The sequence below is a fragment of the Streptosporangium sp. NPDC000095 genome (assembly GCF_042899335.1).
Taxonomy (GTDB): domain Bacteria; phylum Actinomycetota; class Actinomycetes; order Streptosporangiales; family Streptosporangiaceae; genus Streptosporangium.
The window spans coordinates 169001-191107 of the sequence record NZ_JBIAZS010000006.1 but is presented as its reverse complement, the minus strand read 5'-3'; the positions used below and the strand labels follow the sequence as shown (position 1 = coordinate 191107).

17 protein-coding genes are annotated in these 22107 nt (G+C 70.1%); 6 read left to right on the top strand and 11 right to left on the bottom strand.

Annotated elements, in window-relative coordinates:
* Nucleotides 1-11: 11 nt before the first annotated feature.
* Complete coding sequence (locus tag ACFY3V_RS16180; protein WP_389773903.1) at nt 12-845, bottom strand: NAD(P)H-binding protein; 834 nt, start codon at nt 843-845, stop codon at nt 12-14.
* Between the two features lie 84 nt (nt 846-929).
* On the opposite strand from ACFY3V_RS16180, the gene ACFY3V_RS16175 reads away from it, so the two are divergent.
* The gene (locus ACFY3V_RS16175; protein WP_362896084.1) at nt 930-1337 is read left to right on the top strand and encodes a helix-turn-helix domain-containing protein; all 408 of its coding nucleotides are present in this window, start codon (nt 930-932) and stop codon (nt 1335-1337) included.
* 50 nt (nt 1338-1387) lie between these two features.
* On the opposite strand, the gene ACFY3V_RS16170 is transcribed toward ACFY3V_RS16175, so the two are convergent.
* The 4 genes from ACFY3V_RS16170 to ACFY3V_RS16155 form a co-directional block, all read right to left on the bottom strand.
* The gene (locus ACFY3V_RS16170) at nt 1388-2023 is read right to left on the bottom strand and encodes an RloB family protein (protein WP_389774238.1); all 636 of its coding nucleotides are present in this window, start codon (nt 2021-2023) and stop codon (nt 1388-1390) included.
* Nucleotides 2024-2236: 213 nt separating this feature from the next.
* Complete coding sequence (locus ACFY3V_RS16165; protein ID WP_362896080.1) at nt 2237-3361, bottom strand: AAA family ATPase; 1125 nt, start codon at nt 3359-3361, stop codon at nt 2237-2239.
* A gap of 341 nt (nt 3362-3702) precedes the next feature.
* Nucleotides 3703-5394, bottom strand: a complete 1692-nt coding sequence (locus tag ACFY3V_RS16160) for a GMC family oxidoreductase N-terminal domain-containing protein (protein WP_389773899.1) — start codon at nt 5392-5394, stop codon at nt 3703-3705.
* 161 nt (nt 5395-5555) lie between these two features.
* Nucleotides 5556-7103: a succinic semialdehyde dehydrogenase gene (locus tag ACFY3V_RS16155; RefSeq protein ID WP_389773896.1), complete on the bottom strand. Its 1548-nt coding sequence runs from the start codon at nt 7101-7103 to the stop codon at nt 5556-5558.
* A gap of 122 nt (nt 7104-7225) precedes the next feature.
* On the opposite strand from ACFY3V_RS16155, the gene ACFY3V_RS16150 reads away from it, so the two are divergent.
* Nucleotides 7226-9442, top strand: a complete 2217-nt coding sequence (locus tag ACFY3V_RS16150) for a beta-propeller domain-containing protein (protein WP_389773893.1) — start codon at nt 7226-7228, stop codon at nt 9440-9442.
* Between the two features lie 204 nt (nt 9443-9646).
* A complete protein-coding gene (locus tag ACFY3V_RS16145; protein ID WP_362896072.1) occupies nt 9647-12559 on the top strand; it encodes a M36 family metallopeptidase in 2913 nt (970 codons plus the stop codon).
* A gap of 174 nt (nt 12560-12733) precedes the next feature.
* Here ACFY3V_RS16145 and ACFY3V_RS16140 read toward each other — a convergent pair whose 3' ends face one another.
* On the bottom strand, nt 12734-14476 hold the full coding sequence (locus ACFY3V_RS16140; RefSeq protein ID WP_362896070.1) for a glycerol-3-phosphate dehydrogenase/oxidase: 1743 nt from the start codon (nt 14474-14476) through the stop codon (nt 12734-12736).
* Between the two features lie 330 nt (nt 14477-14806).
* Here ACFY3V_RS16140 and nagA point away from each other — a divergent pair, with 330 nt between their 5' ends.
* Entirely contained in the window at nt 14807-15943 is a 1137-nt protein-coding gene (gene nagA, locus ACFY3V_RS16135; RefSeq protein WP_362896068.1) for an N-acetylglucosamine-6-phosphate deacetylase, read from the top strand.
* Nucleotides 15944-15974: 31 nt separating this feature from the next.
* Here nagA and ACFY3V_RS16130 read toward each other — a convergent pair whose 3' ends face one another.
* The 3 genes from ACFY3V_RS16130 to guaB form a co-directional block, all read right to left on the bottom strand.
* Nucleotides 15975-16118, bottom strand: a complete 144-nt coding sequence (locus tag ACFY3V_RS16130; protein WP_389773888.1) for a hypothetical protein — start codon at nt 16116-16118, stop codon at nt 15975-15977.
* An 89-nt stretch (nt 16119-16207) separates the two neighbouring features.
* The gene (locus tag ACFY3V_RS16125; protein WP_362896063.1) at nt 16208-17323 is read right to left on the bottom strand and encodes a GuaB3 family IMP dehydrogenase-related protein; all 1116 of its coding nucleotides are present in this window, start codon (nt 17321-17323) and stop codon (nt 16208-16210) included.
* A gap of 206 nt (nt 17324-17529) precedes the next feature.
* Entirely contained in the window at nt 17530-19011 is a 1482-nt protein-coding gene (gene guaB / locus ACFY3V_RS16120) for an IMP dehydrogenase (protein ID WP_389773885.1), read from the bottom strand.
* A gap of 482 nt (nt 19012-19493) precedes the next feature.
* On the opposite strand from guaB, the gene ACFY3V_RS16115 reads away from it, so the two are divergent.
* Both ACFY3V_RS16115 and ACFY3V_RS16110 read left to right on the top strand, forming a co-directional pair.
* Complete coding sequence (locus ACFY3V_RS16115) at nt 19494-20504, top strand: helix-turn-helix transcriptional regulator (RefSeq protein ID WP_362896056.1); 1011 nt, start codon at nt 19494-19496, stop codon at nt 20502-20504.
* 197 nt (nt 20505-20701) lie between these two features.
* Complete coding sequence (locus tag ACFY3V_RS16110) at nt 20702-21079, top strand: DUF5319 family protein (protein WP_350943341.1); 378 nt, start codon at nt 20702-20704, stop codon at nt 21077-21079.
* Here the strand turns inward: ACFY3V_RS16110 and ACFY3V_RS16105 are convergent.
* Together ACFY3V_RS16105 and ACFY3V_RS16100 are read right to left on the bottom strand one after the other, a co-directional pair.
* A complete protein-coding gene (locus ACFY3V_RS16105) occupies nt 21040-21243 on the bottom strand; it encodes a hypothetical protein (protein WP_350943339.1) in 204 nt (67 codons plus the stop codon). The genes ACFY3V_RS16110 and ACFY3V_RS16105 overlap by 40 nt on opposite strands.
* Nucleotides 21244-21325: 82 nt before the next feature.
* Nucleotides 21326-21964 (bottom strand): sigma-70 family RNA polymerase sigma factor, encoded by a 639-nt coding sequence (locus ACFY3V_RS16100; RefSeq protein ID WP_329090055.1) that lies wholly within the window; start codon nt 21962-21964, stop codon nt 21326-21328.
* Between the last annotated feature and the right edge of the window lie 143 nt (nt 21965-22107).

Sequence of the window (22107 nt, the reverse complement as noted above, 5' to 3'; positions counted from 1 at the left end):
GGGAGTAAGCACTATCCGGACGACTTCCCGGTGATGATCTCCAGGGCGGGGCGGGGTGCCGTACCGAGCAGGCTTCGCAGGTCGCCGTCCGTGCCCTCCATGAAACCGTTCGCGATCGAGGAGTAGGTGCCCACCAGCATCGGGACCTGGAAGAACGCCAGGCCCAGGGCGGTGAACGCCTCGCGGGCCTCGGCGAGGGTGCTCGGCTCGTACGAGACGGTGCTCCCGGTGGCCTCGGTGAGAGCGGCGGCCAGCTCCGCGCCGCCGACCGCCTCCTCCCCGACCAGCTCGTAGGTCCGGCCCGCGTGCGCGGAGGCGTCGGTCGCGACCAGGGCGGCCACGTCCGCCAGGTCCTCGCGGGCCACCGCGGCGAGCCGTCCTGAGCCCAGCGGCGCGGTGATCCTGCCGTCCACGACGGGCGCGAGCGTCGCCAGCAGCTCGGCATAGAGCCCGTTGCGCAGGATCGTCCAGTTCGCGGTCCCCTCACGGAGCCTGCGCTCGGTCCAGCGGTGGGCGAGCGCGTAGGCCAGGTGGTCACCGGCTGCGCTGAGGCTGGTGTAGACGATGTGCGAGACCCCGGCCTTCTCCGCCGCCTCGATCGCCGCGCCGTGCCTGGCGATCACCACGTCGTCCTCACCGTAGCCCGCGGAGATCAGCAGCAGCGTGTCGACTCCGGTGAAGCCCTCCCGCAGCGAGGCGGGGTCCTCGAAGTCGATCAGGCGGCTCGGTGTCCCCGCGGGGACCGCCTCGGGGGCGCGGCTGCCGATCACCACGTCGTCCCGCCCCGCCAGCCGCGCGGCGACGAGCCGCCCCAGTGCGCCCGTCGCCCCTGTCATGAGAATCATGGAATCTTCCCCGTGTGAGTGGTTCTCTTCGGTAACCGGGTCCATCATCGATAACCAGGACGCGTGGCATAAGGAGGCACTTCGATGTCAGTGGGGCACACCGCGGTAACCACGGAGCCGGTCGTCTCCTGCGGGGACGAGGACTGCGGCATCCGCGAGGTCCTCGACCGGATCGGCGACAAGTGGTCGGTGCTGGTGATCGTGGAGCTGGCCCAGGGGGTGCGCAGGTTCCGCGAACTCCAGCGGGCCGTCCCCGGCATCTCGCAGCGGATGCTCACCCTGACCGTACGCCGCCTGGAGCGCGACGGCCTGATCTCCAGGACCGTCCACGCCGTCGTCCCGCCACAGGTCGACTACGAGCTGACCTCGACCGGGCACAGCCTCACCCACCTGGTGCGGGCCCTCGCCGACTGGTCGGCCGAGCACCGCGACGGCATCGCCGAGTCGCGCCGCCGCTGGGACGCCACCCACCCCGACTCCGGCATCCGCTGAGATCCGCCGGAATTTCCGGTCTTACGTGCATCCGAGATGCACGTAATGGCCTAGACGGATGTGGAAGAGATTGCTTCCGTCTCTGCAGGCGCGCCTTTGCCGGGTTTCCGCCCGTCGATTCCCAGCGTGACCAACAAGCGCCACATGTCGGTGGACGGATCGCGTTGCAGGACCTGGCACTCCGGGGCATGTCCGGAACGAGCTGCCCACTCTTGAGGAGGCTCAGGTTCGGTCTTGAGGTCGACCGGCCCGATCTTCGCACGATCGGGCGCGCAGAACCCCTGTGGGCAGGAGGTCACCAAACTTCGGGCATGCATCACCGCCTTGCCCTCCCGTCCTTTCAGGGCGTCGCGCCGAGCACCCTTGGTGCTCTTCTCTCCCTTCTTGCCATAGTCCTTGAAGGCGTCCGTGCCCCTGGCCTGCCGCAGCTTCCCGACCACGATCTTGCCATTGCCACTCTGTGCCCCTCCGAACATCTGGAAGTGCAGCAGTAACCACAGATCGAATGACGGGTGCGAGAAGGCGAGCTCGACCTTGGATGCGGCGGCAGCCTTGACCGCCTGCGGGATGTCATTCCACCGATCACGGTCGAAGAGCGCCCATGCCTCATCCTCACCCGCGACTTTCCGTACGGCTTCGACGATCCCCGAAGGCGTCCTTCCATCCCTGCGAGGGACGAGCTGGATTCGGAAGGATTGCCGCCCCTGACCGCCGTCCCCGAACTGGTCGGTTCAGGTAATCCAGGTAATCCGGTTCGGTGGATTCGCCCTCGCAGGCCACGTACAGCACCCGTACCTCACGCGAGTGCGAGCCGAGTCTCGGAGTCAGCGGACGCTCGTCTTCCAGGCGTCCGCGTCTTCTCCGCCTTCCCGGCTCGCGCTCTTTCCCCGCCCGTTTGCTCACGCCGTCGCCTTCGCCTCTTGCCTGGACAGTTCACGGACGATTTTTCCGGCGGTTACCCGAGGCACTCCGCCATAGCGGCCACGCAGGTAACCGCGCTCCAGGTTCTCTTCCTTACGTGGCTTGGCCTCTGTCAGCGGGTACAGCTCGGTCTCTCCTGAGCGCTGTTTCACCGTGATCCACACCTGATCACGATTGAGCGGCCTGTCGAGCACCTCGCTGCCCAGCAAGGTCGCGTCGTGCGTCGTGAAGATGAGTTGTGCACCGTGTGGGTTGGACCCGGGGTCCTGGAAGACCCGTACGACCTCGGCCGCGAGTGTGGGGTGCAGACTCGAATCCAGCTCGTCCACCAGCAGGACCGACCCCTGGTCCAGCACGGTGAGCATGGGTCCGAGAAAGGCGAACCAGGCATGGGTGCCCAAGGACTCCTCTGTGTGAAAGTCCAACGCGGTCTCTCCGCCATCCGGTGTGCGATGCCACAGTCTGATCTCCCCGGTCTCGGGGTCCGTGTCGAGGCGGGTGACCCCCAGGTCGGCCGATTGCAGCAACCGAGTGATCCGCTGGTGGTAATTCGTCTCCTGATCCGAGCGGGTGAGGAGCCGCTTGGTCCAGTCCACCCGGGCGTTGAGATCTCTTCCCGGTGTCACCAACCACAGGTTGTCGAGGAACCATCTGTGTATCGCGGACAGCTGCGGGTCGTTGAGAGTCGCGCCGACGGACAGGAACAGGGCGTTGGGGCGGGTCAACCTGACCAGGGATTCCCGTTCTCCTCTGAATCCCTCTCCCCTGAAGATGAACTCCCCTCCTTCCGACTCGGGGCGGCCCGCCTCCCGGTCGAACCAGACGTTGCGGCGACCATGTGGATATGAGTGAAGCCACTCCGCCTCCACCCGCTCGTCCGACAGCTCGAAGCCATAGGTGTAGCGGACAGGATCCCTGCCCAGGGCGAGATCCACCTCGAACAGGGTCGTCTCCTCGCGACATGCGGGATCGAGCTTGAAGGACTGCCGGGGAACCACCTCCGGCGTCTTGGCCCAGTCGGCGAACGAGTCTCGCACCGCATCGCGCATGAGCCGGAAACCACTGAGCAGGTTCGACTTCCCCGACGCGTTGGCTCCGAACACGCCCGCCACGGGTTGCGCAGAAACATCTCGCCCACGGTGTTTGAGGCCGGTCCTGCGTCCCGCGCTCTCATCGAACTCAGTCGCGATCAGGGACAGCTCATGCTCATTACGGATGGACCGGTGGTTGGCCATCCGGAAACGGATAAGCACCGTAGACCTCCTACCGGGACAGGGCTTTTCGCACTGTCATCTGCGTTCTGGTGCACAAAGTCTGCACGTAACAGCCTATGACGCTCCCCTGACGGATGCCAGCACAGAATTACCATGTTCTCTGGAGTCCGGCCCGATGGTTGTCGAATCCGCGGTAGATCACCCGGCGCGTCGAATCGCGCGGCGACCCGTCAGGTGATGTCGACGACGGGAAGGCGGAGGGCGCCGGGGGCGGCGGTGGGGACGGCGGGGTTCGCCGGGGCGACGGGTGTGAGGCGGGCGTACGGGGAGCCCTGGGCGGGGCGGGTGTCGGGCTCTCCCCGGTTGGGCCACAGCGCCATCGCACGTTCGGCCTGTGCGGTGATGGTGAGGGAGGGGTTGACGCCCGGGTTGGCGGAGACCGCGGAGCCGTCGACGACGTGCAGCCCCGCGTAGCCGTGGACGCGGTGGTAGGGGTCGATCACCCCGGTGTCCGGCCCGGCGCCGATGGCGCAGCCGCCCAGGAAGTGGGCGGTGGCCGGGATGTCGAACAGGTCGAGCCAGGAGCCCGCGGGCACGCCGCCGACCTCCTCGGCCGCGTGCCGGACGAACTCGTGACCGGCCGGCAGCCAGGTGGGGTTGGGGTCGCCGTGGCCCCGCTGCGAGCGCAGCCCGCGGCCGAACACGCCCCTGCGCGAGGACAGGGTGATCGAGTTGTCCTTGGCCTGCATGACCAGCGCGATGATGCCGCGCTCCGACCACCGGCGGTGGTCGAACATCCTCGCGGCCCGACGTGGCGCGCGCATGGCCTCGCCGAGGAACCTGAGCCAGCGCGGGGCGCCGCCTCCGTCGACGAGCAGGGTGCGGAGCATGCCCATCGCGTTGGAACCGTCGCCGTAGCGGACCGGCTCGATGTGCGTGTGGGCGTCGGGGTGGATCGAGGAGGTGATCGCCACTCCCCGGTTGAGCTTCTCCCCCGTGACCGAGAGGCGCTCGAATCCGAGCAGCGCCTCGGAGTTGGTCCTGGTGAGGGCGCCCAGACGGTCGGAGAGGCCCGGCAGCGTGCCCGAGGATTTGAGCCGGTGCAGCAGGCGCTGGGTGCCGTACGTCCCCGCGGCGAAGATCACGTGCTCGGCGGTGAGCACCCGGCGGCGCCAGGGCGTCCCCGTCCTGCGCACCTCGACCCGGTAGCCGCCCTCGACCGGGGCGACCGAGGTGACCGTGGTCTCGGCGAAGATCCTCGCCCCCGCCCGCTCCGCGAGGTGGAGGTAGTTCTTGACCAGCGTGTTCTTGGCGCCGTGGCGGCAGCCCGTCATGCACTCGCCGCACTCGGTGCACCCCCTGCGGCGCGGCCCCGCGCCGCCGAAGTAGGGGTCGTCCACCTCGACGCCGGGGGTGCCGAAGAAGACTCCGACCGGCGCGAGGTGGAAGGTGTCGCCCACGCCCATCCGTTCGGCGACCGCGCGCACCACCTCGTCGGCCGGGGTGACGGTCGGGTTGAGCGTCACGCCCAGCATGCGCGAGGCCTGGTCGTAGTACGGGGCGAGCTCGGCCTTCCAGTCGGTGATGGACGACCACTGGGCGTCCTGGAAGAACGCGTCCGGCGGCTCGTAGAGGGTGTTGGCGTAGACCAGGGAGCCCCCGCCGACCCCGGCGCCCGCCAGGACCATCACACCGGTGCCCTTCTCGCCCCGCAGCACGTGGATGCGCTGGATGCCCTTCAGACCCAGCGCCGGAGCCCACAGGAAGTCGCGGACCCGCCAGGAGGTCCTGGGGAGCGTGGTCTCGTCGAAGCGGCGGCCCGCCTCGAGCACGGCGACCCGGTAACCCTTCTCCGTCAGGCGCAGCGCCGAGACGCTCCCGCCGAACCCCGATCCGATCACCAGCACGTCGTGGTCGAACACGGCGGCTCCCTTCGAACGACGACCTCCGACGGCCCCGGCCGGCCCGGCGACCTTGACGGCCCTCGGCGGCCCAGGCTCCGCGTCTTCGGCGCGGCCGCCCGGGAAACCTCGTGCCCCGGACGGCCCAGGCGACTCCGCGCTCCCGGGCGGCCCCGTGACGCTCACTTCAGGCGGAGCGTCTTCATCAGCTTGAAGGCGGTCGCGAGGGTGTCGGCGTACTTCTCGTACGCCATGCCGAGGACCGGTTCGAAGCCCAGCCAGGGCGCCTGGCTGGAGACGGTCTGTCCCTCGGTGTATCTCAGCAGCCCCTCGGTCCCGTGGCGGCGGCCGAGGCCCGAGGACTTCATGCCGCCCATGGGCGCGTCGTAGGAGGCGTAGGCCGAGGCGTACCCCTCGTTGATGTTGACCGTGCCCGCCCTGATCCGGGAGGCGAGCGCCCGCCCGCGCGGCACGTCGCGGGTCCAGACGGAGGCGTTGAGCCCGTACGCGGTGTCGTTGGCCCGCTCGACCGCCTCGTCGTCGTCGCCGAAGCGGTAGATCGCGACGACGGGGCCGAAGGTCTCGGCGCGGCACATCTCCATGCTCTCGTCGACGCCGGACAGGACGGTGGGCTCGTAGAACAGCGGGCCGAGGTCGGGGCGGGCCTTGCCGCCCGCGAGGAGGGTGGCGCCCTTCGCGACGGCGTCGTCCACGTGAGCGCCGACCGCCTCCAGCTGCCGCGCGGAGGAGAGCGAGCCCATCTGCACGTTCCAGTCGAGCCCAGCGCCGAGCCGCATGTTGCCGACCTGCCGGACGAACCGTTCCACGAACGCGTCGTACGCGGAGTCGTGGACGTAGAGCCGCTCGACCGAGAGGCACAGCTGTCCGGCGTTGGTGAAGCAGGCGCGCAGCGCGCCCTGGGTGGCGGCGTCGAGGTCGGCGTCGTCGAGCACGAGCATCGGGTTCTTGCCGCCGAGTTCCAGCGAGCAGCCGATCAGCCGCTTCGCCGCCTCCTCGGCGATCTTCCTGCCGGCCCGGGTCGAGCCGGTGAACGCCAGGTAGTCGGCGTCGTCGAGCAGTGCCTCGCCCACCTCCGCGGGGTCGCCGAGGACGACCTGCCAGATGTCGCGGGGCATGCCGAGGGAGACGAGCAGGTCGATCGTCCACAGCGTGGACAGCGCGGTCTGGGTGTCTGGCTTGTGGACCACGGCGTTGCCCGCGAGCAGCGCGGGGACGGCGTCGGTGACGCCGAGCGAGAGCGGGTAGTTCCACGGCGAGACCAGGGCCACCGTTCCCCGGGGCCGGCGCGCCTCGACCGTCCTGGTGGCGACGGGCAGGATCCCCGCCCGTTTCTTCGGCTCCAGCAGGCCGGGGGCCCGCCGCGCGTAGTACAGGGTGCAGCCCGCGACGTCGAGGACCTCCTCGAAGGCGTGCCTGCGGGCCTTGCCGGTCTCCCACTGGACCACGTCGAGGATCTCCTCGCGGCGGTCGAGGATGGCGTCGTGCAGGCGCAGGAACGGCTCGGCACGCTCCCGCGCGGACCTGGCCGCCCACTCCCGCTGTGCCTGTCGCGCCGAGGCGTGGGCGGCGCGGACGTCGTCGGCGGTGGAGACGGGCATCTCGGCGAGGACCTCGCCGGTGAACGGCGCCGTGATCTCCCGCGTCCTGCCGCCGGAGGTCACGTGCCGTAGGACGCGCTCGATCATGCGGGGGTCGAGGACCCGTGTCATCTCTGCCCGTGTCATTTCAGGGGGAACGGCCATGTTCGCAGCGTAATCGTGGGAGGCGTGCCGTGACTACCGGCGAGTAGCACGGGGTTGAACCACATGCTCCCCCGATCCGTCGTAGGGGCATGAGGACATCGATTCGTACGGCCGGCGCGGTCACCCTCGCCGCGGCCCTGCTCGCCACGGCGTGCAGCTCGACGGAACCGAAGACCGCCGCGGGTCGTACGGCACCGGTCGAGCTGGGAGACGTCAAGCTGGTCTCCTACCGCGGCTGCGACGACATGCTGGCCGGTCTGCGCGCGGCGACGGCCGAGAACGTCGGCCCCTGGGGGATCGGCGGCCCCGCGGTCATGTACGCGGAGGCGCGGTCGCTCGCCTCCGACGCCGCGGCCAAGAGCGGGTCCGGCGCGCCCGAGCACTCCACCACGAACACGCACGAGGCCGGGGTCGACGAGCCCGACCTGGTGAAGACCGACGGCGAGCGGGTCGTCGTCGTGAACCGCGGCGTGCTGCGGGTGGTGGACGCCGCGACCAGGAAGGTCACCGGCACGCTCAGGCTCGTCGACGCCGAGCAGGCGTGGGTTCCGGCCGATCTGCTGGTCAGCGGCGACCGGGCGCTGGTGCTGTTCTCCGGCGGCGGGATCATCCCGTACGGCGCGACGGCCAAGCGCGCGGCGAGCCCCGGACCGCGCTACGTCCTCGTCGACCTGTCGGGGAAGCCGAAGGTGATCGGCTCGCTCACCCCCGACGGCGCCCACGTGGACGCGAGGATGGTCGGCTCGACGGTGCGCGTCGTGGTCCGCAGCCAGCCGCGGATCGAGTTCCCCGACCCCGGCCCCGACCTGTCGGAGAACGAGCGCACCCGGCGCAACGCGGAGATCGTCGCGAAGGCGCCGATCGAGGCGTGGCTGCCGAAGTACGAGCTGACGACCGCCGACGGCGTGACCTCGGACCGTACGGTCGACTGCGGCCAGGTCAGCCACCCCGCGGAGTACACGGGGACGTCGATGCTGACCGTGCACAGCCTCGACCTGTCGCAGACCCTCGCCGAGACGTCCCCGATCAGCGTCGCGGCCGACGGCGACACCGTCTACGGGACGGGCTCCAGCCTGTACGTGGCGAGCAACCCGCGCTGGTGGTGGCCACGGCCGGTCGATCTGCCGATCGTCGAGGACGCTCCCGCGACCTCCGAGCCGTCCGACTCCGCGACCGTCACCGCCGTCCCGGGGACGTCGACCGGCGCGCCCGACTCGGCACCGACCGCCGCGCCCTCCCTGACGCCGAACGCCGCGTCGACCTTGACACCCACCCCCGCCGTCACCCCGGCGTCCGTCTCGAACGCCGAGCCGGCCCCGAGCCTGCTCCCCGAGCCGCCCGCCTCACCGGTCCCCGACCCGTCGGTGACCGGCGCGACCCCACCGAGCGACCCCGCCGCACCGACCGTCGCCTCGCCCACCCCGGTGCCCGCGACGACCCCGGAACAGCCGCCCGAGGAGACCGAGGTCCACCGGTTCGACATCACCGCGGCCGGGGCACCCCGCTACGTGGCCTCGGGCAAGGTCTCCGGCAGGCTGCTCAACCAGTACTCCCTGTCGGAGCACGAGGGACACCTGCGGGTCGCCACCACCTCGACGAACGGGCAGGACAGTTCAAGCGCCGTCTACGTGCTCGACGCCGACACCCTGGCCAAGACCGGCGAGGTCGGCGGGCTCGGGCGGGGCGAGCGGATCTACTCGGTCCGCTTCATCGGCCCGGTGGGCTACGTGGTGACGTTCAAGCAGGTGGATCCGCTCTACACGCTCGACCTGCGCGACCCCGCCGCACCGAGGAAGACGGGCGAACTGAAGATCACCGGCTACTCGGCGTACCTGCACCCGGCGGGTGACGGGCGGCTGATCGGTGTGGGCCAGGAGGCGAGCGAGCAGGGCCGTACGCTCGGCACCCAGGTCTCCCTGTTCGACGTGAGCGACCCGGCGAACCCGCGCCGCCTGTCGCAGATGTTCCAGAAGGACTCGGGCTCGGAGGCCGAGTGGGATCCGCACGCCTTCCTGTACTGGGCCAGGACGGGCATGGCGGTCCTCCCGCTGAGCTCGTGGGGAGGTTCCGAGCCGACCAACGGGACCGCCCTGGTCCTCAGGATCGACGACTCCGCGGTCACCAGGACCGGCACGATCAGTCACCCCAGGCCCAAGCCGGTGGAGAACACCCGCTTCGCCGCGTACGATCCCGGCATCCGCCGCTCGGTCGTGATCGGCGAGAGCCTGTGGACGGTCTCCGACCTGGGCCTCAAGGTCAGCGACATGAAGGACCTCGCCGACCAGGCGTGGATCCCCTTCTCCTGAGCCCGGCTCCCGAAGCCTCGGATCCGCGCCCCCGGCCCACCGCCGGGGGCGCGTCCTGTTATGTGCCTTGCGAGCCCCTATAACACCGATATACACACCTTTACAAGATCTTGTCAGGACACTTGAATCGGTGTTACCTCTTGCCCACCACACGTGATCCGCGTGTGCCATGGCCGACGACGGCCAGCTTTCGCAGGAGGATCGGTGTCGACCAAACCCTGGTCACGCGTTACCGTCATCGCCGCCGCCACAGCGGCGCTCTTCATTCCCCTGCCGGGGGTCGCCCAGGGCGAACCCGGTGGCCAGCCTCCCAAGCCCCACGACTTCCAGTCGGAACACAGCGCCAAGCCCGACCTGGACAACCGGCGCGGCAGCGTCGCACCCCCGGCCTCGCTCTCCAGATCCGCGACCGCGAGCACCGCGACGATCCGGTGGAACGCCCTCGGCACCCCGGCCGTCATCACCGACTCCGCCCCCCTCGCCGAGGGCCTGGACGCCGACCCCGAGCGGGCCGCGCGAGCCTACCTCAAGGCGAACGAGAACCTCTTCGGGCTCTCCGGCGAGGCCGTGGACGCACTGGAGAAGATCGCCGCCAACCCCATCGGTGACGGGTACGCCGTACTGCTGCGGCAGAGGTTCGGCGACCTGCCCGCGGGTGTGGACGGGCAGGTCGTGATCGGAGTGAAGGGCGGCAAGGTCCTCCACGTCACCTCGACGCTCTCGCGCTCCTCCGAGGCGCCTCCCGCCGCCAGGCTCACCGAGCAGCAGGCGCTGGAGATCGCGGCCAGGGACGGCGGGATCGACCTGGCCACGGCCACCGTGAAGAAGGTCACCGCCACGGCGGTGCCCGCACCCGACGGGACGCACAACGCGTTCCAGGTCGTCCTGATCGGCGGCGGCGAGGGCGAGCCCGCCGCGTACACGACGCACGTGGACGCGGTCAGCGGCGAGATCCTCACCCGCGAGAACCTGGTGGACCACCACAGCGCGCCGGACGACCCCAGGTGGAAGGCGTTCACCGCCAATCCCCCCGCCGACTACTCCTCCACCGACACCCGCGCGACGTGGTGCGCCAAGGCGGGCCCCGGCTGTGACGTGATCGGCGCCGACCCGGCCACCGGCAAGGCGTGGGACGTCGACCACGCCACGAACACCCCGACGAACACGAGCGTCGGCAACGCCGCCAAGACCGTGGAGAACCGGGCCAGCGGCGACGCGTTCTCCGTGGGCACCCGCAGCAACGTGGCCACCCCGAGCCGCGACTACGTCTACCCGTGGACCAACAGGTGGTTCACCGCCAAGTGCGACCCGGCCGTCCTTGACCAGCCGGGCGAGGCCGACCTCGAAGCCGCGATGTCCAACCTGCACGTCATGCACAACCGCATGCACGACTGGTCCTACCGGCTCGGCTTCACCGAGACCGCCTGGAACATGCAGAACGACAACGGCGAGCGCGGCGGCCTCGGCGGCGACCCCGAGCAGGGCAACGCCCAGGCGGGCGCCCGGGTGCTCAGCGTGCGCGACAACGCCAACCAGATCACCGGCCCCGACGGTGTCGCCCCCATCACCAACATGTACATGTGGCAGCCGATCGCGGGCTCGTTCTACTCGCCCTGCGTGGACGGCGACTACGACATGTCGGTGATCGGGCACGAGTACACCCACGCGATCTCCGGTCGCATGATCGCCGGCCCGAACGCCGGGTGGAGCGGCGCCCAGGCCGGGGCGATGAACGAGAGCACCTCCGACCTGTTCGCGATGGAGTACCTCTCCGAGTACGGCTACCGTCCCGCGGGCGACACCCCCTACGTCACCGGCGGCTACGTCACCGGCGACAGGAAGGCGGGCATCCGCAACTACGACATGTCCAGGTCCCCGCTGAACTACAGCGACATCGCGTACGACATCGTCGGCCAGCAGGTGCACGCCGACGGTGAGATCTGGTCGGCGACCCAGTACGGCGTGCGCAAGGCCTTCGTCCAGAAGTACGGCGAAGGCACCCCCGCCAAGCAGAAGGCGTGCGCCGAGGGCAAGACCCCGCTCGGGCAGTGCCCGGGCAACCGCCGCTGGGCGCAGGTCTCCTTCGACGCGCTGCTGCTGATGGCCTCCGGCTCGGTCAGCTACGTCGACCACCGCGACGCGATGCTCGCGGCCGACGTGATCCGCTTCGGCGGCGCGAACCAGGCCATCATGTGGCGCGCGTTCGCCGAGCACGGCCTCGGCCAGGGTGCGGCGAGCGCGGGGAGCAACGACCCGGACCCGACGCCGAGCTTCGTCGACCCGGTCGGCAAGAACGGCAGGATCCAGCTCAAGCCGCTGCTTGAGGCGAAGGACGCGGCGCTCCGGCTGTACGTCGGCGACTACGAGGGCCGCGTGGTGCCGGTGGCCGACACCGACCCGGCGACCGAACTCGGCGACACCGTCGAGATGACCCCGGGGGTCTACGACTTCGTGGTCGTGGGCAACGGGTTCGGGCACACCCGGGTGAAGTTCGCGGTGCTGCCCGGCGTGAAGCTGCCGCTGCCGCTCGCGCTGCCGAAGAACCTCGCCTCGGCGGCGCTGGGTGCGACCGCGACCGGTGACGGCGTCAACCAGGCCAAGCTGATCGACGAGACGGAGGCGACGAACTGGGCCTCGCTCACCGCTCCGGTCAAGGGCAGGTCCGTCACCGTGGACCTGGCCGGCACCAAGCCGGAGAAGATCCGCCGCGTGCAGGTCAGCGCCATGCTCAGGCCGCCCGCGCCGAGCGACCCGGCCGACCCCGGCACCCAGAACCGCTTCAGCGCCCTGCGCGCCTTCGAGGTCCTGGCCTGCGACGCCACCAAGAAGGACTGCTCGTCACCCGCGTCCTTCTCGGTCGTCTACACCAGCCCGTCCAACGCCTTCGAGACGCGCAGGCCGCGTCCTCGCGGCGCCGACCTGCTCATCGAGTCCTTCAAGATCCCCACGACCACCGCGACCCACCTCACCCTGCGGGCCGTCTCCACCCAGTGCACCGGCAACCCCGTCTACGCCGGTGAACAGGACGCCGACCCCAACTCCGCCACCGACTGCGCCACGGCGAGCCCCGCCAGGGACCACCTGCGCGCGGCCGAGTTCCAGGCCTTCACCCGCTAGTCCCGCTCCCGGAGTCCCCGGATCCCGAGCTTCTCGGGACCCGGGGACCTCCCGGTTTCCGGGTGCCGGTTCCGCGATCTCCCGGTTCGAGGTCCTCCTTCGCGAGGGCCGGTTGCGGAGCCCTCCGGTTCGAGAACCTCCGTCGAGGAGGTCCGCTTCCCGGTTTCCCCGAGGCTAGACGGAGTCCGTCTCGGGAACGGCGACCGGCACGATCTCCGGGGCGCCGAGGCGGATGGCGTCGGCCTCGTGGTCGGTGTCCTGCTCCTGGGACAGCCGTTCCGACTCGACGCGCTTGGTGTAGTACTCCACCTCGCGCTTGATCTGCTCGGCGTCCCAGCCCAGTGGCCCGGCGAGCAGCTGGGCCGCCTCCTGGACCACGCCCACTCCTCGGTGGAAGGTCTCGATCGAGATGTGCGTACGCCGGGTCAGCACGTCGTTCACGTGCCGGGCACCCTCGTGGGTCGCCGCGTAGACCACCTCCGCCCGCAGGTAGTCGTCGGCCCCGGTGAGCGGCTTGCCCAGCGACGGGTCCTGCTCGACCAGCGCCAGGACCTCGTCGATCATCGACCCGTACCGCTGGAGCAGGTGCTCGATCCTGGCCACGTGCAGCCCGGAGGACTGGGCGAGCCGCTGCCGGGAGTTCCACAGCGCCTGGTAGCCCTCGGCCCCGGCCAGCGGGACGCGATCGGTGCAGGAGGGCGGGACCCGCTGGTCCAGGCCGTGTGCCACGGCGTCGACCGCATCCTTCGCCATAACGCGATATGTCGTGTATTTTCCGCCGGCCACCATCACCAGCCCCGGCACGGGATGGGCCACCACGTGCTCGCGGGAGAGCTGGGACGTCTCCTCCGACTCCCCCGACAGCAGCGGGCGCAGCCCCGCGTAGACACCCTCGACGTCCTCGCGGGTGAGCGGGACCGAGAGCATCTCGTTCACGTGGTCGAGGACGTAGTCGATGTCGGAGCGCGACGCCGCCGGGTGGGCCCGGTCCAGCTCCCACCGGGTGTCGGTGGTGCCGATGATCCAGTGCCGGCCCCAGGGAATGACGAACAGCACCGACTTCTCGGTGCGCAGGATGATCCCGGTGAGGGAGTGGATCCGGTCGCGCGGCACCACCAGGTGGATGCCCTTGGAGGCCCTCACGTGGATCTGCCCGCGCCCGCCGACCATCTCCTGGATGTCGTCGGTCCACACCCCGGTGGCGTTCACCACCTGCCGTGCCCGCACCTCGAACTCCTTGCCGCCCTCCAGGTCACGCACCCGGACCCCGGTGACCCGCTCCCCCTCGCGCAGGAAACCCACCACCTGCGCCCGTGAGGCGACGTTCGCCCCGTACATCGCCGCCGTCCGCAGCGTGGTCATCACATGGCGGGCGTCGTCGACCTGGGCGTCCCAGTACTGCACCGCACCCGAGAACGCCGTCTTGCGCAGCGCGGGCGCGAGCCGCAACGCCCTCGTACGCGACAGGTGCCTGTGGCCCGGTACGCCCCTCGCGAGCCCGGTGGAGAAGCCCATCGTGTCGTACAGCACCAGACCCGCGCCGACATAGGGCCGCTCCCAGCCGTAATGCGTCAGCGGGAACAAGAACGGCACCGGCCTGACCAGGTGAGGGGCGATCCGCTGCAGCAGCAGGGCCCGTTCCTGGAGCGCCTCCCTCACCAACTCGAAATTGAGCTGTTCCAGATAGCGCAGACCGCCGTGGATCAGCTTGGACGACCTGGAGGAGGTGCCGGAGGCGAAGTCGCGCGCCTCCAGCAGCCCGACGGACAACCCCCTGGTCACCGCGTCCAGGGCGACCCCCGCTCCGACGACCCCGCCTCCGATCACCACCACGTCGAGTTCTTCGGCGCCCATCTGCGCCAGTGCGGCGGACCGCTCGGCAGGACCAAGTCGTCCGGTGCCCATTCGCGCCGTCATTGTGCGACCCCCTGGGGTGCGTCTTGTCGCCTTACGTGAGGTATCTACCCATCTACCCTAGGCATTACTACTGACCGGTAGGGAAGGCGGGCAGCACTCAGGCCGTACCCCATGAACATCAGGAAACCAAGTTCTCGGCAGCATTTCACCAGCAACTCACCGGAAAGCGGACGCGCCCGGTATATCACCGGTCACCTGAGGACGGCGCACCGGCCATCCGAAGTCGAGCGCGAGCACCACGTCGCTTCACAGGGAGAAGATCCCTGCCCCCGTGGTCCCGACGGCCGTGCCGGGAGCCGGTTCTCCCGGGGACCCGCAAGGATGGGCAGCATGAGCATCACACTCGCCGACGCCCGCGTCGTGACCCCCGAAGGTGTCCACGAAGGCTGGCTCACCATCGAAGACGGCCGCATCACCCACGTGGGCCAGGGCTCGGCCCCCGGCGCCGGGCTCGGTCTCGGCGGCCGGTACGTCGTGCCCGGTTTCGTCGACATCCACAACCACGGCGGGGCAGGCGCTTCCTTCCCCACCGGGGACCCCGACCAGGCGAGCCTCGCCGTCGACCTGCACGCCCGTCACGGCACCACCACGCTCATGGCCAGCCTGGTCACCGCCTCCACGGACGATCTGGCCAGGGCCGCCGCCTCCCTCGCCGACCTGTGCGAGGACGGCCTGCTCGCCGGTATCCACTTCGAGGGCCCCTACATCTCCACCGCCCGCTGCGGTGCGCACAACCCGGCCCTGCTGCGGGACCCCTCACCGGCGGAGCTCGCCGGGTTGCTCAAGGCCGGACGCGGCCACGTACGGATGATCACCATCGCCGCCGAACTGCCCGGCGCGCTGGAGACCGTACGGGAGGCGACAGCCAACGGGGTGATCGCTGCCCTCGGCCACAGCGACGCCACCTACGAGCAGACGATCTCGGGCATCGAGGCGGGCGGCAGCGTCGCGACCCACCTCTACAACGCGATGCCGCCGCTGCACCACCGCGATCCCGGGCCGATCGCCGCGCTGCTCCAGGACGAGCGCGTCACGGTGGAGCTGATCAACGACGGCGTGCACCTGCACCCGGCCATGACGCGCCTCGCCTTCGAGGTCGCGGGGCCCGGCAGGACCGCGCTGATCACCGACGCCATGGCGGCGGCGGGCATGGGCGACGGCGTCTACGAGCTCGGCCCGATGACGGTGAACGTGGTGAACGGTGAGGCCAGGCTCGCCGGGAGCGGCACCATCGCGGGCAGCACCCTCACCATGGACGTCGCGTTCCGCCGCGCCGTGCGCGAGGTGGGCCTGTCCCTGGCCGAGGCGTCCGAGATCGCCTCCCTCACCCCCGCTAGGGTTCTGGGACTCGCCGACCACCTGGGATCCGTCTCGGTCGGCAAGCGGGCCGACCTGGTGGTGCTCACCGACGACCTGGAGGTCTCCGGCGTCATGCGCGGGGGCACCTGGATCACCGAGCCCCGCTGACCCAGCGGATCAGAGCCGCATCAGGACCGGATCAGGGCCGGTCCCGGCGGATGCCGACCAGGCCGGGTTCCAGCGACCCGGCCATCAGGTGCACGGCGTGGTGGGCGTTGAGGGAGAGCTCACCGAGATCACGCTCCACGGCCCCGGCGCCGTGCCGGGCGAACCGCCGGACCACACCGGGAGGGCCTGCCGCGCGAAATCCACCCTGCCTCGATCGACCTCACGGGGGCCGGCGTGAGGTCCGGCCCCGCCCTCGCGAGAAGGTCAGCCCTGCGGAGCGACGACGACCTCGACCCGCTGGAACTCCTTGAGGTCGGAGTATCCGGCGGTGGCCATCGTGCGCTTGAGCGCGCCCATCAGGTTCATCGAGCCGTCGGCGACCGAGGAGGGGCCGTGCAGGATCTGCTCCAGCGTGCCGACCGTGCCGAACTCGACCCGCTTGCCCCTGGGCAGCTCGGGGTGCTGCGCCTCGGACCCCCAGTGGAAGCCCCGGCCGGGAGCCTCGACGGCCCTCGCCAGCGGCGAGCCGACCATGACCGCGTCCGCGCCCACGGCGATCGCCTTGGCGATGTCACCGGAGGTGCCCATGCCGCCGTCGGCGATGACGTGGACGTAACGGCCACCGGACTCGTCCATGTAGTCGCGGCGGGCGGCGGCGACGTCGGAGATCGCGGTGGCCATCGGCACCACCACGCCCAGCACCGTGCGGGTGGTGTGCGAGGCACCGCCGCCGAAGCCGACGAGCACCCCGGCCGCGCCGGTCCGCATCAGGTGCAGCGCCGCGGTGTAGGTGGCGCACCCCCCGACGACGACGGGCACGTCGAGCTCGTAGATGAACTGCTTGAGGTTGAGCGGCTCGGCCCTGCCGGAGACGTGCTCGGCCGAGACCGTGGTGCCGCGGATCACGAAGATGTCCACGCCCGCGTCGATGACGGCCTTGTGGTACTGGACCGTGCGCTGCGGGGACAGCCGGACGGCCGTCGCCACCCCGGCGGCGCGGATCTCCTCGATGCGGCGGCCGATCAGCTCCTCCTTGATCGGCGCGTCGTAGATCTCCTGCAGCCGCTTCGTGGCGGGCGCGCCCTTGAGCTCGGCCACCTCTTCCAGCAGGGGCGTCGGGTCGTCGTACCTGGTCCACAGCCCTTCGAGGTCGAGCACGGCGAGACCGCCGAGCCTGCCGACCTCGATGGCGGTCTTCGGTGAGACCACGCTGTCCATCGGGCTCACCACGACGGGCAGCTCGAAGCGGTAGGCGTCGATCTGCCAGGCGATCGAGACCTCCTCCGGGTCGCGGGTGCGACGGGAGGGAACGATGCCGATCTCGTCGAGCGCGTAGGCACGGCGGCCGTTCTTGCCGCGGCCGATCTCTACCTGAGTCATATGCCTGTCTTTCCCGTTCCGTGCGCGCACAGCGCACGCCGTGTTCCATGCGTGCGCCCGGCACGCCGTGTTCCGTGCGCGCACAGCGCACGCTGTGTTCCCTGCGTGCGCCCGACACGCCGTTCCCTGCGGTACGGCCGTACGCGCGGCGTCTCGTGCGTGCGGGGCGCACGCCACGTTCTCCCGCGTGAGCGGCGCGCGCCGCTCTAGCGACCGTGGTAGTTGGGAGCCTCGACCGTCATCTGGATGTCGTGCGGGTGGCTCTCCTTGAGGCCCGCCGCCGTGATCGGCATCAGCTCGCACCGCTCGTGCATCTCGGCGACCGTACGGCACCCGGAGTACCACATGCCCTGGCGCAGACCCCCGATGAGCTGGTGGGCCACCGCGGCGACCGGGCCGCGGTAGGGGACCTGCCCCTCGATGCCCTCGGGGATGAACTTGTCCTCGTGGCCGACGTCGCCCTGCGCGTAGCGGTCCTTACTGAAGGAGGCGCCGCCGCGCTCGCGGTTGCGGACCGCGCCGAGCGAGCCCATCCCCCGGTACGACTTGAACTGCTTGCCGTTGATGAAGATCAGCTCACCCGGGGACTCCTCGCAACCCGCCAGGAGCGAGCCGAGCATGACCGTGTCGGCTCCGGCCGCGATGGCCTTGACGATGTCACCCGAGTACTGCAGGCCGCCGTCGCCGATCACCGGAACCCCGGCGGGACCCGCGGCCAGCGAGGCCTCGTGGATCGCCGTCACCTGCGGGGTGCCGACACCGGCGACCACGCGGGTGGTGCAGATGGAGCCCGGCCCGACGCCGACCTTGACCGCGTCGACCCCGGCGTCGACGAGCATCTGGGCGCCCGCGCGGGTGGCGATGTTGCCACCGATCACGTCGACCCGGCTGTTGGACTTGATCTTGGCGATCATGTCGGCGAGGCCCTTGGAGTGACCGTGCGCGACGTCCACCACGATCACGTCGACCCCGGCCTCGATCAGCGCCATCGCCCGCTTCTCCGCGTCGCCCCCGACGCCGACGGCCGCCCCCACGACGAGCCGGCCGTCGGCGTCCTTGGTGGCGAGGGGATACTGCTCGCTCTTGGTGAAGTCCTTGACGGTGATGAGCCCGCGCAGCCGCCCTCCGGCGTCGACCAGCGGGAGCTTCTCGATCTTGTTCTGCTTGAGCAGGTCGAACGCGTCGTCGGTGGAGACCCCGACCGGCGCGGTGACCAGCGGCATCGGGGTCATGACCTCGCGTACCGGACGGTTCTCGTCGGTCTCGAAGCGCATGTCGCGGTTGGTGACGATGCCGACGAGCACACCGGTCTCGTCGGTCACCGGGACCCCGGAGATCCGGTACGTCGCGCACAGGCGCTCGACGTCGGCCAGCGTGTCGTCCGGGGAGCAGGTGACCGGGTTGGTGACCATCCCGGCCTCAGAGCGCTTGACGAGGTCGGCCTGCTGGGCCTGGTCCTCGATCGACAGGTTGCGGTGCAGGACGCCGATGCCGCCCTGGCGTGCCATCGCCACCGCCATACGGGCCTCGGTCACCGTGTCCATCGCCGCCGAGACCAGCGGGATCCGCAGGGTGATGCCCCGAGACAGCCGCGTGGTGGTGTCGGCCTGCCCCGGCTGCAGGTCCGAATACGCGGGAACGAGGAGCACGTCGTCGAACGTGAACCCCGGCTCGGTGAACTTGGCCATCTGCAATCCTCCTGCCGCGGCGCTCTCATGACGGGGAAAGGCGCCGACCCCCGGGTCACAGTTTAGAGTCTGGCGCCAAACCCGGTGGACCCGGGGGAAAAAGGCGAGACAGGTGGACCGCGGAGAGAAGAGGGGTCCGGGGGGCCCGGGGGAAAGACGGGCCCCCCAGGTAAAACGGGGAGGAAAGGGAAAGCGAGGGACCGAGCGGTCGGTGATCCGCTCGGTCCCCCGGATCACCGGCGTCGGCGCGGGGACGCCTTGACACCACCCGAACCCCCCTCCACATCCGGATGGCGGTGTGATCCGCGCCTTTGCCGACGCTGCGTCAAGGGTGCGTCACGATGCGTTCGCCACGCAATGTCCGAACGTGCAATTGCACGAAGCTGCACACGAGGGCATGCGAGTAGAAGCAACGCCCGGACAGGGATGATTCGCCGGGTTATCCTCGCCAGACCTCGTGTACCTGCAGGAGTCCCTCACCGATGCGCACAGACACCCCCGCACTGCCCGATCCACTGGAAACCCTGGGGCTCACCCCGGCCCAGACGACCCTTTACAACGCGGTCCTGCGCCTGCACCGCGCCACCTGCGCCGAACTCGCCCAGGCCACCAACGGCTCGCCCGAGCCGATCGGCCGCGAGCTGGCCACCCTGGTACGGCTGGGAGTCGTCGACGAGCAGGGGGGTGAGTACCTCGCCCGTCACCCGGCCGCGGCCCTCGGCCACCTGGTCGCGGAGAGGCTGGACCGGCTCGCCGCCGAGAGTCGCAGGATCGACACCGTGCTCGGCTCGATCCGCGGCTTCATCCACCAGTACGACGCCGGGCGCGACTACCAGACCGGCCAGTTCTCCGTGGACCTGGTCGGAGGGGCGGACGAGCTCTACGAGAGCGTGATCGGCATGGCGGTCCAGGCCCCGCCGCTGAAGCTGATGTCGGGCATCCCCGACAGGCGGACGATGAGCGACTTCGCGCACCGCTACGCCGACCAGTGGATCGCGGCCCAGCGCGACGGCCTGCTCTCCTGCCGGGTCACCATCCCGGTGCACACCCTGGAGATCCCCGGTCTGCGCGACAAACTGGACCAGTTCGAGCGGGCGGGGGCCGAGGTCCGCACCCTCGACACGGTGCCGAGCTGGTTCCTCATCGCGGGGGACGACGCCGCGGGCATGCCCGCCCAGTGGGGCGGCACGCTGCCCGAGAACGCCTACAACTTCCACCTGGTGAGGGCTCCCGTCGTGGTGGCCGCGCTGCGCTCACTCTTCGAGGAGCTGTGGGCCCGCGCCGCCCGCCTGCCCTGGACCCACCGCGACGACGGGGTGGTCCGGGTGCTGCGACTGGCCGGCCAGGGCGTCACCGACGAGATGATCGCCCGGCAGCTGGGCGTCTCGGTCCGCACGGTGCGTGCCAGGTTCGCCGACGCCATGTCCGAACTGGGGGCGCAGTCGCGGTTCCAGGCGGGGGTGGAGGCCGCCCGGCGCGGCTGGCTCGCCTAGGCTCCCCCGGGCCACCCGGGCTCCCGAGGCTCCCCGGGGCCTACCGGCACGGCCGCCGCCCTCGGGCTCCCCTGTCACCTGGACCTTCCCCCATCGCCGGGGACCTTCGGCATCTCCGAGTTGCCCGCACTGTCCTAAAGCGTCCCACTCATACAGTTCGGAACTCGTCTGTCACATCCAGGCCATAAGGTGGGATCGTGCTCGACGATGTCCCTCGCGACCCATTCGCGGATGACCCCGACGACCCGGCGGCGGCGCTGGGCGATGCCGACGATCCCGAGCCCTTGACGACGGACGAGCGCGACGAGGCCATGACCGACCTCGCCGACGTGGAGGTCTTCCGCTCGCTGCTGGAGCCTCAGGGCGTGCTCGGCCTGGTGCTCGACTGTCCGGAATGTGGAGAGCAGCACTACTTCGACTGGGAGCTGCTGCGCGGCAACCTGCGCCAGATGATCGAGAACGGCCAGCCCCAGGTGCACGAGCCCGCCTACCAGCCCAACCCCACCGACTACGTGAGCTGGGAATACGCCCGTGGTTACGTGGACGGCGTGATCGACACCGAAGAACACCGCTGATCCACGTCGTCGACCAGGGCCGCCAGCAGCGCGACCGCGACGTCCGAGGTGGAGACGGGCGTCCTGCCCGAGAGGGCCTCCACGAGCTCGTCGGTCTCGGCTACCGCCGGGTCCTCGTCCGGCCCGTATCTACGAACCGGACGGCGCGGGTGAACCGTTGTCATGATCGTTCTCGCTCCGGGTCGTCGCGATCCCCGTCCCGCGGCTCGGGCTTGCGCTCGCGCCCCCTCTTCGACGGCTCCGCGGTCAAGCTATCGACTCCAGCTCCGCCATCGCTCGCAACCGGGCGAGCGCCCTGTGCTGGGCCACACGAACCGCACCTGGTGACATGCCGAGTACATTACCGGTCTCCTCGGCGGAAAGACCCGACACCACTCGGAGCATGAGCAGCTCGCGTTGGTTGTCGGGCAGCCTGGACAGCAGCCGGCGGGCGTGTTCGGCCTCGATGTAACGCACCACCGTCTCCTCGGGCCCCGGCCCCTCGTCGGGCCCGTCAGGAAGATCCTGGGTGGGCACGGCGGATCGCACGGAGCTGCGCAGCGCGTCGGCCACCTTGTGAGACGCGATACCGAAGACGAAGGAAGCGAACGGGCGTCCCATGTCACGGTATCGGGGCAGCGCGGACAGCACCGCTATGCATACTTCCTGGGCCACGTCGTCCGCGATGTGATACTGGCCGGAAACCCGGCCCAGACGACCACGGCAATATCGGACGACCATCGGCCGCAGTTGCGCGATCAGAGATTCGATCGCGGTGCGATCCCCCTGAACGGCGAGGCTTGTCAGATCCTTGAGATCATCCCTGTGGGCGACCCCATCAGACCTCGTCGCAAGCCTCACCCCATTTTTGGCGTCGGCGACGCATCCCTCGGTCACGTTAGGCATGATGCCCGCCCCGATAGTGACTGTCGTCATCGCAAACGGCTACGGATTGGTCACATTGAGGCGGAGTAACGGGGCGTAATCAAACAGCGACGGCAACGACTACAGAATGTGCAAATATTTCATTCGATTGCCAAATACATCGT

Excerpts from the sequence above, each read along its gene's own strand:
- ACFY3V_RS16180 (WP_389773903.1), bottom strand. The coding sequence starts at position 845 with ATGATTCTCATGACAGGGGCGACGGGCGCACTGGGGCGGCTCGTCGCC.
- ACFY3V_RS16175 (WP_362896084.1), top strand. The coding sequence starts at position 930 with ATGTCAGTGGGGCACACCGCGGTAACCACGGAGCCGGTCGTCTCCTGC.
- ACFY3V_RS16155 (WP_389773896.1), bottom strand. The coding sequence starts at position 7,103 with ATGACACGGGTCCTCGACCCCCGCATGATCGAGCGCGTCCTACGGCAC.
- ACFY3V_RS16150 (WP_389773893.1), top strand. The coding sequence starts at position 7,226 with ATGAGGACATCGATTCGTACGGCCGGCGCGGTCACCCTCGCCGCGGCC.
- ACFY3V_RS16140 (WP_362896070.1), bottom strand. The coding sequence starts at position 14,476 with ATGACGGCGCGAATGGGCACCGGACGACTTGGTCCTGCCGAGCGGTCC.
- nagA (WP_362896068.1), top strand. The coding sequence starts at position 14,807 with ATGAGCATCACACTCGCCGACGCCCGCGTCGTGACCCCCGAAGGTGTC.
- ACFY3V_RS16125 (WP_362896063.1), bottom strand. The coding sequence starts at position 17,323 with ATGACTCAGGTAGAGATCGGCCGCGGCAAGAACGGCCGCCGTGCCTAC.
- guaB (WP_389773885.1), bottom strand. The coding sequence starts at position 19,011 with ATGGCCAAGTTCACCGAGCCGGGGTTCACGTTCGACGACGTGCTCCTC.
- ACFY3V_RS16115 (WP_362896056.1), top strand. The coding sequence starts at position 19,494 with ATGCGCACAGACACCCCCGCACTGCCCGATCCACTGGAAACCCTGGGG.
- ACFY3V_RS16105 (WP_350943339.1), bottom strand. The coding sequence starts at position 21,243 with ATGACAACGGTTCACCCGCGCCGTCCGGTTCGTAGATACGGGCCGGAC.
- ACFY3V_RS16100 (WP_329090055.1), bottom strand. The coding sequence starts at position 21,964 with ATGCCTAACGTGACCGAGGGATGCGTCGCCGACGCCAAAAATGGGGTG.